Origin of the sequence: Castellaniella sp. MT123, assembly GCF_039614765.1 — a bacterium.
In the GTDB taxonomy this organism is placed as follows: domain Bacteria; phylum Pseudomonadota; class Gammaproteobacteria; order Burkholderiales; family Burkholderiaceae_B; genus Castellaniella.
On record NZ_CP154879.1, the window covers coordinates 1,260,861 to 1,273,319 of the forward strand.

At 62.5% G+C, this 12,459-nt stretch carries 11 protein-coding genes and 1 pseudogene; all 12 read right to left on the minus strand.

What is annotated here, in order from left to right; translation table 11 throughout:
• Positions 1–7 precede the first annotated feature (7 nt).
• The 12 genes and pseudogenes from cheZ to ABCV34_RS05860 all read right to left on the minus strand — a co-directional run bounded on the left by cheZ (position 8) and on the right by ABCV34_RS05860 (position 12,388).
• A complete protein-coding gene (gene cheZ, locus ABCV34_RS05805) occupies positions 8–655 on the minus strand; it encodes a protein phosphatase CheZ (protein WP_345798263.1) in 648 nt (215 codons plus the stop codon).
• 10 nt (positions 656–665) lie between these two features.
• Positions 666–1,049, minus strand: coding sequence for a chemotaxis response regulator CheY (gene cheY, locus ABCV34_RS05810; protein ID WP_345798264.1), 384 nt, complete (start codon positions 1,047–1,049; stop codon positions 666–668).
• Between the two features lie 56 nt (positions 1,050–1,105).
• On the minus strand, positions 1,106–2,164 hold the full coding sequence (locus ABCV34_RS05815; protein ID WP_345798716.1) for a chemotaxis response regulator protein-glutamate methylesterase: 1,059 nt from the start codon (positions 2,162–2,164) through the stop codon (positions 1,106–1,108).
• Between the two features lie 32 nt (positions 2,165–2,196).
• Positions 2,197–3,045: a CheR family methyltransferase gene (locus ABCV34_RS05820; RefSeq protein ID WP_345798265.1), complete on the minus strand. Its 849-nt coding sequence runs from the start codon at positions 3,043–3,045 to the stop codon at positions 2,197–2,199.
• 16 nt (positions 3,046–3,061) lie between these two features.
• Positions 3,062–4,786, minus strand: coding sequence for a methyl-accepting chemotaxis protein (locus ABCV34_RS05825; RefSeq protein WP_345798266.1), 1,725 nt, complete (start codon positions 4,784–4,786; stop codon positions 3,062–3,064).
• Between the two features lie 109 nt (positions 4,787–4,895).
• Positions 4,896–5,393: a chemotaxis protein CheW gene (locus ABCV34_RS05830; RefSeq protein WP_345798267.1), complete on the minus strand. Its 498-nt coding sequence runs from the start codon at positions 5,391–5,393 to the stop codon at positions 4,896–4,898.
• Between the two features lie 30 nt (positions 5,394–5,423).
• Positions 5,424–7,490 (minus strand): chemotaxis protein CheA, encoded by a 2,067-nt coding sequence (gene cheA / locus ABCV34_RS05835; RefSeq protein WP_345798268.1) that lies wholly within the window; start codon positions 7,488–7,490, stop codon positions 5,424–5,426.
• Positions 7,491–7,754: 264 nt separating this feature from the next.
• A pseudogene (gene motB, locus ABCV34_RS05840) lies at positions 7,755–8,600 on the minus strand (flagellar motor protein MotB); the annotation flags it as partial.
• 15 nt (positions 8,601–8,615) lie between these two features.
• Positions 8,616–9,488 carry a flagellar motor stator protein MotA gene (gene motA / locus ABCV34_RS05845; protein ID WP_345798269.1) on the minus strand — a complete coding sequence of 291 codons (873 nt, stop codon included), beginning with the start codon at positions 9,486–9,488 and terminating at the stop codon, positions 8,616–8,618.
• Positions 9,489–9,597: 109 nt separating this feature from the next.
• Complete coding sequence (flhC, locus tag ABCV34_RS05850) at positions 9,598–10,107, minus strand: flagellar transcriptional regulator FlhC (protein WP_345798717.1); 510 nt, start codon at positions 10,105–10,107, stop codon at positions 9,598–9,600.
• A gap of 63 nt (positions 10,108–10,170) precedes the next feature.
• Complete coding sequence (gene flhD / locus ABCV34_RS05855) at positions 10,171–10,491, minus strand: flagellar transcriptional regulator FlhD (RefSeq protein ID WP_345798270.1); 321 nt, start codon at positions 10,489–10,491, stop codon at positions 10,171–10,173.
• Between the two features lie 283 nt (positions 10,492–10,774).
• On the minus strand, positions 10,775–12,388 hold the full coding sequence (locus tag ABCV34_RS05860; RefSeq protein WP_345798271.1) for a glycerol-3-phosphate dehydrogenase/oxidase: 1,614 nt from the start codon (positions 12,386–12,388) through the stop codon (positions 10,775–10,777).
• Positions 12,389–12,459 lie beyond the last annotated feature (71 nt).

A 12,459-nucleotide genomic window follows, 5' to 3' on the forward strand; every position in this document is an offset into this window, starting at 1 on the left:
TCGTCAGTCAGAAACCCAGGCTGGCCAACAAGTCGTCCACCTGATCCTGATTGGCCACCACGTCGTTCTTGCCCTCGGCGTTCACGACCGGGCCATTGAGCAGCGATTGGGTTTCCTCGCGCTTTTCCTGAGGCGCGTTGTCGATCAGCACCTGGACGAGTTCGGTCTCGATGGTACCAATGACCCCCAGCATCTTCATGATCACCTGGCCGGTCAGGTCCTGGAAGTCCTGGGCCATGATGATTTCCATCAGATTGTTCTGCGAGGCCTGGGTCTTTTCGGGGACGCCCTTGATGAAAGCCCGGGTGTCGTCCACCAGCGCGCGCGCCTGATCGAGCTCGACCGGATGCTCGAACCAGTCCTGCCAGCGCGCATCCAGCGCCCGCGCGTCGCTTTGCATCGTTTCCTGCCAGGGCTGGATCTGCTCGGCGGCATTCAGCACGCGGTTGGCCGCCTGCTCCGTCATCTGCGCTACGTAGTGCAGCCGGTCGCGGGCGTCCGGAATGGCATGCGCGGCGTCCTTGATGGCCTGATCCAGACCCAGTTCCCGCATGCTCATGCGCAGCGTGCGCGTCAGATGGGCGATCCGGTGAATCAGGTCCAGCGAAGGCGCCTGGAAGTCGATCTGCCCGTTTTCCGTCTGTTCTGCAGTCATGATGCGCCCCTTACAGTTTCTCGAAGATCTTGTTGAGTTTTTCCTCGAGTGTGGCTGCCGTGAAAGGCTTGACCACATAGCCGCTGGCGCCGGCCTGGGCCGCCGCGATGATGTTTTCCTTCTTGGCCTCGGCGGTGACCATCAGCACCGGCAGCGTGGCCAGGTTCGGATCGGCGCGGATGTTCTGCAGCATCGTCAGACCATCCATGTTCGGCATGTTCCAGTCGGACACGACGAACTCGAACCCCCCATTGCGCAGCTTTTCCAGGCCGATGGCGCCATCTTCCGCCTCGTCGACGTTTTCATAGCCCAGGTCTTTGAGCAGATTCTTGATGATCCGGCGCATCGTGGGGAAGTCATCGACGACCAGGATTTTCAACGTTTTTTGAACCACAGGTCACACTCCAGTCAATAAATGCAGCAAGGTAGGCAGGGAATCCTTGCTGTTGTTCACACCCGGTGCCCGTAGGCGCCCGCACTTTTCAGAATCCGTTCACTGATCTCGTCCAGCGGGACGGCCTCTTCGGCGGCGCCGATCAGCAAGGCCTCGCGCGGCATGCCAAAGACGATGCAACTGGCCTCGTCCTGGGCGAAGGTCCGCGCCCCCGCCTCGCGCATGGCCAGCAACCCCTGGGCACCGTCCTTTCCCATGCCGGTCAGAATGACGCCCACCGCGTTTTTCCCTGCGACCTGCGCAGCCGAATGGAACAGGACATCGACAGAGGGGCGATGCCGGTTCACCGGATCGGTGTATTCCAGTTTGACCACGTAATTGGCGCCGGAACGGGCCAGTTTCATGTGCGCGATGCCCCCCGGTGCCAGATAGACGTGCCCCGGCAAGACACGCTGCCCGTCCTCGGCCTCGTGAACCTGGACGGCGCACAGACCGTCGAGACGCTGGACGAAGGATTTGGTGAAGCCCGCGGGCATGTGCTGCGTGATCATGATAGCCGGGCTGTTGGCCGGCAGAGGTTCCAGCACGTGGCGGATCGCTTCTGTCCCACCGGTGGAGGACCCGATCATGATGAGCTTTTCGGTCGTGGAGAAATTGCCCGCCAGGCGCGGCCGCGCGGGATGATCGCCCGCGTGCGCCGGCCGAGGGCGCAGCCGCGCGTGCGCAGCCGCCCGGATCTTGTCGGCGATCATGTCGCTGTATTCCATCAGCCCGTCGCGCAAGCCGAGCTTGGGCTTGGTGACGAAATCGACCGCCCCGAGTTCCAGCGCGCGCAGCGTGACCTCGGAGTTGCGCTCGGTCAGGGATGACACCATAACCACCGGCATTGGCCGCAGGCGCATCAGCCGTTCGAGAAAATCGAGGCCGTCCATGCGCGGCATTTCCACATCCAGCGTCAGGACGTCGGGATTGTGCTGCTTGATCAGTTCACGCGCAATCAGCGGATCCGGCGCGGTCGCAACGACTTCCAGATCCGGCTGCCCATTGATGATCTCCGTCATCAGGCTGCGCACCAGCGCCGAATCATCCACACACAACACACGAATTTTCTTGATTTCAGCCATATCAGCAATTGTTCCCGGCAAGTTCAGGCAAGCTCATACACGGTCTGCCCTCGAAGCCGCAGGGATTTCGTCAGGTACGTAAAGTTTTCCGAGTGCCCCGCGAACATCAGACCGCCTGATTTGAGCAAGGGCACGAAGCGATCCAGGATTCGTGTCTGAGTCGGCTTGTCGAAGTAGATCATGGTGTTGCGGCAGAAGATCGCATCGAACTTCTGGTTCACCGGCCAGACGGGCGCCACGAGATTCAGCTCATCGAAGGTCACCAGGTTGCGAATCACCGGTTTAACCATCGCCATACCGGCCTGCCGACCCGTCCCGCGCAGAAAATAACGGCGCAGAAATTCCGGTGGCACCGGCTTGATGCGATCCAGGGTATAGACCCCCTTGCGCGCCTGCGCCAGGGCCTGCACGTCGATGTCGGTCGCGAGGACCGAGATGCCGACGTCCGACTGGCCGCAGGCGTCATGCAGGGTCATCGCCAGCGTGTAAGGCTCTTCACCCGTCGACGAGGCGCAGCACCAGACCGAGATCGGCTTGCGCCGCGTCCGCACGAAGTCCGCCAGGATCTGGAAATGGTGCTGCTCGCGGAAGAACGCCGTGTGATTGATCGTGAAGGCGCTGATGAAGCGGTCCCATTCTTCGGCCTGGGGATTCTGTTCGAGCAGATTCAGGTAATCGCGCACCGAATCGAGGCCGGAATGATGGGACCGCAGCCCCAGCGTGCGTGCCGCCATGTCCCGTTTATGGTCGCCCAGCACGATCCCGGCCCGCTTGTGCAGGATATCGACCACGCGGGCAAGGTCCTGCGGCTCCGCCTTGGGCAAAGCCGGCTGCGAGAAATACGAGACGGAGGATACGGCATCGTGAATCATAAGAGGTGCTCTGTGCTCAAGCCTGCTCCAGAGCCAGCCTCGATGCGCCCGCCGCCGGCTCGTAGCCGAGCTGCCCGCCATGGACGTCGATCACCGGGCCACCCTCCTGGATCTGGAAAGTGGCCACGGCGGCGCTGAGGTGCTCGGCCTGATCCAGCAGGGAGCCCGCCGCGCTGGCCGCTTCCTGGACCAAGGCCGCATTCTGCTGCACCACGTTGTCCATGTCGGTAACCGCAGCATTGATCTGGCCGATGCCTTCGGCTTGCTCGCGCGAGGCCGAGGAAATCTCGTTCATGATCGCCGTCACCCCCTGCACGGACTGGACGATCTCGCCCATGATGCGCCCGGCGTCCTGGACACGCTCCGAGCCTTCGCGGATACGCACCACGGAATCGTCGATCAGCCCCTTGATTTCCTTGGCGGCCTGGGCGCTGCGCTGCGCCAGCGAGCGGACCTCGCCCGCCACCACGGCAAATCCCTTGCCCTGCTCGCCCGCGCGGGCCGCCTCGACGGCGGCATTGAGCGCCAGGATATTGGTCTGGAAGGCAATCCCGTCGATGACACCGACGATCTCGGCCATCTTGCCGGAGCTGCTGGTGATGCCGGTCATGGTCTCGGCGACACTGGACACGGCCGTCCCTCCCCGCTGAGCGACCTGGGCGGCGCTTTTCGCCAGCTGATCGGCCTGCTCGGCGTGATCGGAGTTCTGGCGCACCGTGCTGGCGAGCTGTTCCATGCTGGCCGCCGTCTGCTGCAGCGACGCCGCCTGCTGCTCGGTGCGGCTGCTCAGGTCCGTATTGCCGGCAAAAATTTCCTGGGACCCCACACGGATCTCGCCGACGCCGCTGCGCACCGTGGCCACCATGCGTACCAGGCTTTCCTGCATGCGCTGCATGGCCAGATACAGGACGCCGATCTCATTGCGGGACGGCACCTGGATGGCCGCCGTCAGGTCGCCTGCGGCGATGCGGTCGAAGTGCTCGCCAGCGCGCCGCAGAGGGCGCAGCACGACGCGCTGCAGGAACAGGTAGGCGGCGATGGCAAACAGCAGCGCCACGACCATAGAGACGCCGACGATCAGGATCACGTTCTGGAGATGGGCCCTTTCGTCCTCCATCTTCCGGTGCGTCCATTCGCTCTGTTGCTGGCGCAATACGGTGTAGGCCTTGTTGAACCGCTGCTCCGCCGGCTGGACTTTTTCTCTTTGCAGCCGGTCATACTGATCGATATTCCCTTCCTTGAGTTGAGCCAGTACCGTGGGAACAGTGTCGACCAATCCGCTAAAGAGCTTGGCGACCTGGGTGCTGTCCCCCTCCGCGCTCAGGTACGTGCTCGCGGCGGAATTGAACAGATCCATGGTTTCGTTGGCCCGGAACAAGGAGGATTCCGCGCCGGCGATCAGGCGGCGGGTGTCGTCGCTGATCTCTTGCGCGGATGCGCCACCGCCCGTGTTCCAGTTGGCGGCGATGGCATTGTTGCGCAGATCGTTGTTGACGACGATGCTGGCCAGCGCCCGGCCCATGCCGACTTGCGCGTCCTTGTACTGATTGACCGCGTCGTCCAGCAAGGAAATGGATTCCTGTCCGTTGGCGACCTGCTCGAACGCATCATTGTTCATCTTCAGGGACAGCACGCCCAGCAGCGCGCCCGAAATGAGCATGATGAAGAAAAAAACAAGCACCAGAACCAGACTGGTGCGGACCTTGAGCGCGCCAAGAAACGACTTTTGACTTGCCTGCATGAATTCAGAACCTCGTGGGCATGGATGCGTCTGCGAGAGCGAAAGACGAGGTCCAACGCTCCGCCTGCTTGATGTGTGTACTGGAGAATCAGCCAAACGGGCCGCCCGATCAGGCCACCGCGCTTTCGACCAGTGCCATTTCATCGCTGGTCATGAGTTTTTCGATATCGACCAGAATCAGCATGCGCTCGCCCACGGTCCCGATCCCCGTCAGGTGTTCCGTCGAAAAGGCGGATCCGAACTGCGGCGCGGCACTGATCTGGGACGGTTGCAGTATCAGAACGTCGGACACCCCGTCCACGACAACCCCGACGACACGCGAGCGAACGTTGAGGATCACCACCACGGTCTGGGCTGTGTATTCCACGTTGTCCATGTTGAACTTCATGCGCAGATCAACGATCGGCACGATCACGCCGCGCAGATTGGTCACGCCCTTGATGAAGGACGGTACGTTGGCGATGCGGGTCACGGTCTGGCTGTCATAGCCCCGGATCTCCTGCACCTTCAGGATGTCGATACCATATTCCTGGTTGGCCAGGGTGAAGAGCAGGAATTCCATACCCTGGGTTTCGACCTGATCCTGTTTGACGGCGGAAAGATTCATGGTGGCTCCGAAAAAGCGAGGGAAAGGGGGTCAGGCCGCCGCGGCGACCGTGCGCATCGTGGCGGTCCGGCGCAATGCGAAAACGTCCACGATCAGGGCCACGCAGCCATCGCCCAGGATCGTGGCGGCGGAAATCCCCGGAACCTTGCGGTAGTTGGTTTCGAGGTTCTTCACGACCACCTGATGCTGGCCGATCAGATGATCCACCATCAGGGCGAAGCGCTGGTCTTCGGCCTGCAGGATGACGGCGATCGCCCGGGTCAGATCGGTCTCGGCGTCATGCACATTGAAGACCTCGTGCAGTGCGATGATCGGTAGATATTCGCCACGGACATGCAACATCTGCTCGGTTTCGGAGATCCGGTGGATCTGATCCGGCGTCGCCTGCATCGATTCAGTGACATGCGACAGCGGCAGGATGAAGGTTTCCTCGCCGACCTTGACCGACATGCCGTCCAGGATGGCCAGGGTCAGGGGCAGGACGATGCGGGTCGTCGTACCCTCGCCCTTGCGCGAGGACAGCTGCACATGCCCGCCCATGCTCTGGATGTTGCGGCGCACGACGTCCATGCCGACACCCCGACCGGAGATGTCCGTGACCTTTTCCGCTGTGGAGAATCCGGGGGCGAAGATAAGCTGCCAGAGTTCGTCGTCAGGCGTCGATTCGGAGACCGGGAAGCCAGAGGAAATGGCTTTCTTCAGAATTTTTTCGCGATTCAGACCGGCCCCGTCGTCGATCACGTCGATGATGATCTGGCCGCCGCTGTGCTGCGCGGACAGGATCAGGGTGCCCTCGGGGTCCTTGCCCTGGGCGATCCGGGCTTCCGGAACTTCCAGGCCATGATCCAGGCTGTTGCGCACCAGGTGCGTCAAGGGGTCGATGATGCGCTCGATCAGGCTCTTGTCCAGTTCGGTGGCCTGGCCCTTGGTGACCAGCTTGATCTGCTTGCCCAATTTCTGGGCGTTTTCGCGCACGACGCGCGGGAAACGGCTGAACACATAGTCCATGGGCATCATGCGGATGGACATCACGGCTTCCTGCAGGTCGCGGGCATTGCGTTCGAACTGTTCGATGCCGCTGAGCAGCCGGTCGTGCAGGACGGGATCCAGGGACTGCGCCGTCTGTACCAACATGGCCTGGGTGATGACCAGTTCGCCCACCAGGTTGATGATCTGATCGACTTTTTCGACGCCAACCCGGATGGTGCCGCTTTCTTTTTTGGCAGTCTTGGTGCCTGCGGGCTTGTCCGCGGAGTCCGGATGATCGACGGAAGCGGCAGGCCGATCCTCAGCGTCGGTGGACGTATCCGCCGAAGCCGGGGCCGCAGGCGCGGGCACAGCGTGGGCGACAGGCGCCGTGCCGGCATCCGGCGCCACCGCGGGCTGGGTCGTGGTGGCCGCCCCACCCGGAAGGGGTTCGCGGCTGATCGCCACCTGGTCGGCATTGACGATGAAGCAGCAGACCGCTTCCAGATCAGACGCCGGCGTCACGGTATGCAGCCACAGGGACAACGTGCCATTGTCATGGTCGCGATGCAGGATGTCGCCCATGAGCGACATCTCTTCGGCCAGGGGCTCGACGTCCTTGTCCTGGATGCGGCTGATGCGCACCACGACCGGCAGATCGCCCGACGCCACCGCCTGGGCCGCCACGGGTGCCGCCGCGGCGACCGGAGCGGCTGCCGCCCCACCCTGCTGCTGTTCCAGGGCCAACTGACGCAATTGCGCGCAGATACGCTCGTAGACCTGCTGGTCCGGCTTTTCCGAGCCGCGATACGCGGCGACTTGATCGGTCAACACGTCCTTGGTTTCCAGAAATAAATCGATCATATCCTGACGCAACGCCATCTCGCCATGGCGGATCAGGTCCAGGAGGTTCTCCAGCAAATGGGTCGTCTTGGCCAGTTCCTCGAAGCAGCCGAAGGTCCCGGCCCCCCCCTTGATGGAGTGAGCCGCGCGAAAGATGCCGTTCAGGTCATCCGAATCCGGATTCTCCAGATCGAGGCTGAGCAGCAACTGCTCCATGTTGGCCAGCAGCTCGTCGGCTTCGTCGAAGAACGTATCGTAGAATTCACTCAGGTCCACGCCTGCACTCATGATCTGTCCTCACCCTTGATTGCCGGGCGCCTTGGCGGATGCCGCCGCGCCCGATGGTTGATTCGTGACGGACTGCGTCGAGCCCGACAATTGAGAAGTGCCGGTGGAAACCGCACCCGTGGCACTGGACCTGCCAGACGCAGGGGCAGCGCGTACCGCCGCAGGCACCAGTGACGAAACCACGCCTGACGGGGTCACCGCCGACGCCGCATCGGGGTGGCTCAGTTCTTCCAGCCGCTTGCGAATCCGGATGCCATCCTCGCCCGCCGCGTTCTGCTCGTCGATGCGGCGCTCGGCGCGCCGGTTCAGCACCAGGATGCTGATCCGGCGGTTCACGGCCGCCAACGGGTCGTCCTTGATCAGATTAACCGTATCGCCCAGCCCCAGAATGCGCTTGACCTTGTTTTCGATCAGACCGCCGGTCACCAGCTCGCGGCGCGCGGCGTTGGCCCGATCAGCCGACAATTCCCAGTTGCTGTAGCTGCGGTCGCCCGCCGCGTAGCGCATGGCGTCCGTGTGGCCGGACATGGTGATGGCGTTGGGCAGCTGGCTGATCGGCGGTGCCAGTTCGCGCAGGATGTCACGCATATAAGGCTGCACCCGGGCGCTGCCGGTGGCGAACATGGGGCGGCTTTGCTGATCCAGGATCTGGATGCGTAGGCCGTCGGGCGTCATGTCCAGCAACAGCTGGGGACGAAACTGCTTGAGCACCGGATTATGCTCGATCAGATTTTCCAGGTTCTGTTTCAGGTTTTCCAGGTTCTCCTGATCCTGCATGTCGCTTTGATCCAGCTGGCTGGCATCCGGCTTGGCCGATGGCATGGGACTGCGGTTCGGGATCACGCTGGGCTGCCCGCCGGGGATCACCGACTTGCTGTTATCCAGATTCTGGCCACCGGTCACGGCGGTCATCAGGGGCATGCGGAAGTACTCCGCAATGCCCTCGAGTTCTTTCTTCGGCACCAGCAGCAGCAGCCACATAACCAGGAAAAAGGCCATCATCGCCGTCATGAAATCGGCGTAAGCGATCTTCCAGCTGCCCCCGTGGTGCGCTTCGCTGTAAGTGCGCTTGCGCCGGACGACGACCCGGCCGCTATCGTGATTGGCCATGCCCGCTGTCTCCCGTCAGCGGCCGGCGGCCTGGCTTTTGGTCTGCCGCACGTGCGCTTCCAGTTCGGAGAACGACGGACGGACGGACGAAAACAGTACCTTGCGGCCAAATTCGACTGCTAGCGGCGGCGGATAACCGTTCATGCTGGCCAGCAGGGTGACCTTGATGCATTCCAGGACCTTGACGGCCGCGACGGACTGGCGCTCGACGGCCGCCGCGAACGGCGCGGCGAAGCCGTAGGACAGCAGAATGCCTAGAAACGTCCCGACCATGGCCTTGGCGATCAGATCCGCCAGGATGGCGGGCGGCTGGTCCACAGCGGCCAGCGCATGCACGACCCCCAGGACGGCGGCCACGATCCCGAACGCGGGCAGGCTGTCGGCCACGCCGCGCACAGCGTTGACCGGCGTGTTGTGTTCGCTGTGCAGGGCCTCGATTTCCTGGTCCATCAGCGTTTCGATTTCAAAAGGATTCATGTTGCCGCTGATCATGATGCGCAGGTAGTCCGTCAGGAACTCCATCAGCTTGGGGTCCTTCTGAATTTGGGGAAACTGCGCGAAGGTGGCGCTTGCCTTGGGGTCTTCGATATCGGATTCGATGGACATCAGCCCATCGCGGCGCGCCTTGTTCAGCAGGGTGTACAGCAAGCCCAGCAGTTCCATGTACAGCGACTTGCCGTAAGGGTTGGGTTTGATGGCCTTGGGGATGGCTTCCAGCAACAGTTTGATGGAAGCGCCATTGCTGCCACCGATATAGGCGCCCAGGGCGCAGCCCCCGATCAGCACGAATTCGAAGGGCTGATAGAGCGCCCCCAGATGCCCGCCCACCCCGATGAAACTGGCGAACACCCCCGCCAGGACAACCAAATACCCCAGAATGATAAACACTTGCGCGCGCCCTGATAGTCAGAATACTGTCAATGTTCGCCTGTTTTCATGCGTTCAAAAGCATGGTTCAACAGGACTTTTTGTCCACAAATCCGCTATCTGACCGAAATCAGGCGATCACGCGGGTATTTGCCTTGCGGCGCGCCCGGGTCTTGCCTGCCCGGGGTGGCGGTTTACAGATGGCGCAAACGAAACCGGCATCGGGGTCGTGCGCATGGGCGACGAACTGGCCGTGGCACTGCTGGCAGCCAGACAGCTGCACCAACCCGCTTTCGAAAAAGCGCACCAGCATCCAGGCGCGGGTGAAGCTGAGCACGGGTTCATCCTGGGACTCGCCCGGCTGCAGGCCGGTCGTGGACTGTTCCAGGTAAAGCCGATAGGCTTCTACCAGAGCCAGCGACTTTTTCGCTGGCGTGAACGTATCCAGATATCGGTAGATGTTGTAGAACAAGCTGGAATGAATGTTCGGCAGCCAGGTCATGAACCAGTCGACCGAAAACGGCAGCATGCCTTTGGGGGGCGAGGCCCCCTTGACTTCGCGGTACAGGCGGGCCAGGCGGTCGTAACTGAGCGAGGTTTCCGCCTGCAGCACCTGCAGCCGCGCCCCCAGACGGATCATGTCGGTGGCCAGCAGGATGTCGTCGGCCTCGCGGGAGACGCTTTTGCCGGTCGTGATCACAGCCTAGGCCACCGCGGTTTCGGCACGAGCCATCAGGATCGTGGAGTGCGCCTGCTGCAGCACCCCCCCCAGAACCTCGTGTGTCAGAGAGTTGAGCAGCTGCGCGTCATTGAGCCGAAAAGCGCAGAGCACCGAATTGGAGCTGGCAAGCTTGACGATCTGCGCGGGCGACAGGTTCAGGATGATGTCCGCGACATCCTCACAGAACCCCAACCGGAACATGCCTGCCGCCAGGTTCTCGCGCAGCAGGCGCTGTGCGAGCATCAGGTAGGACAGATTGACTTCTCGAATATCGGTCAACAACGCGGAATCCAGGGTGGACATGATATCCCTTAGCTTAGTATGGGCAGTAATTCCCTCGGCAGCGAAATACGAATCATGACAAGCCGGATGGATCACACCCGACAGGAAGAATCTTGTCACGTTTCAGGCCACTACGAGAATTAGATTCAGACATCAAAGAAACATTTTCATGCACATTCGACATGAACAGTGGCAGTATAGCGGGAACTAGCCTGTCTTTTGACGTCTGGAATCCAGATATGAAGAATATAGTTGTATCAAATTATTTAAATTGCCAATTAATATTAATGGTCATGAAAGTGTGTTAAGCCGGAACCTGGCCGTACTGGTCGGCCAACGCCAGGAAGGTCTTCAACTGCCCGTCTGTGCCAATTTCGTCCTGCAGGATCCTGGAAACGGCCGGTGCCGACCGCCTGGCCAGGGAGGCATTCAGAAAAAGCATCCTGTGGCGCCGGGCCAACACGTCTTCCACCGAGCGGGCATATTCGTGGCGCGCGGCAAACCGCACCATGGCCTCGGTCAAGCCCAGTCCCAGATCGACGTCATGTCCGGGAAGGCCCTGGACGGTGCCGGCCTCGTCGCCATAACAGTGCAGCCCGGGTAAGGCGGTGAGGCTGGTGGGCACGGCGCCAGCGCCGGGGGCGCCCACCAGGGGAAAGTGTGCCGTACGGCACTTGGGCAGGATACCCAGATGGCCGGCCTGGACGCATTGATGCAGGACGTCCTCGGCCATGGAGCGATAGGTGGTCCATTTGCCCCCCGTGACAGTCACCAGGCCCGAGGGACTGATACGCACGGTATGTTCGCGGCTGATCGACTTCGTGTTGCCCCCCGCCTGATCGTCGGGGCGCACCAGTGGCCGCAGCCCGACCCAGACACTGAGCACGTCGCTGGCCGCGGGGGCGCGCGCCAGCACGTGGGCGGACTCGTTCAGGATGAACGCGGCTTCCTCGGGCAAGGCGCGGGGTTCACGCGCGGTATCCCGCCGCGGCGTATCTGTCGTCCCCAGGATCACGTGCCCCAGCCAGGGTACGGCGAACAGCACGCGGCCATCGCGAGTATGCGGCACCAGCAGCGCGTTGCGGGATGGCAGAAAGGACCGGTCCACCACCAGATGCACCCCCTGGCTGGGAGCCACCATCGCGGATGTGCCCTGTCCCCGGGCCGCGTCGTCCAGACGGCGGACATCGTCCACCCAGACCCCGGTGGCATTGACGACGCAACGCGCCCTGACCTGCCCCCCGCGCGGCACATCATCAGGGGCCAGCGCATCCCGCCAGCACACGCCGCTGACGCGTCCATCCTGGTGCAGGATGTCCACCACCGGACAGTAATTCAGGACCAGGGCACCCTGGGCGGCCGCCGTGCGGGCCAGCGCCAGGGCCAGACGCGCGTCGTCGAACTGGCCATCCCAGTATTTCACGCTGCCAAACAGATGGTCGGTATTGACGCCAGGCAGTTGCCGGGCAGTCCCCGCTCGGCCCAGCCATTCGGTGCGCCCCAGGCTGGCGGCCCCCGCCAACGCGTCGTAGATCTTCAGGCCGGCGCCATAGAACGGTATTTCCCAGGGACGGTAGGCCGGCATGATGAAGGCCAGGGGCTGCGCCAGATGCGGCGCGTTGTTCAGCAGTGCGCGCCGTTCGTGCAGCGCCTCGCGCACCAGGCTGATGTCACCCTGAGCCAGATACCGCACGCCACCATGGACCAGCTTGGTCGCCCGCGACGAGGTGCCGCCGGCGAAATCGTGAGATTCGAGCAACAGTACCGACAGGCCCCGCAACCGGGCATCCAGCGCGACGCCCAGTCCGCTGGCGCCACCCCCGATGACGATCAGGTCCACTTCGTGCAGCGCTTCGAGGGATTGCAGCAACCGAGCCCGATCGGTCGGGGCGGAAAATGGCGCGGGTGAGGAAGGCATCGGGACGCGGATCAGGAATTCTGAGGTCAGGCCAATGATGCGCCCGAGGATCGTTTCTCCGGGATTTTAAC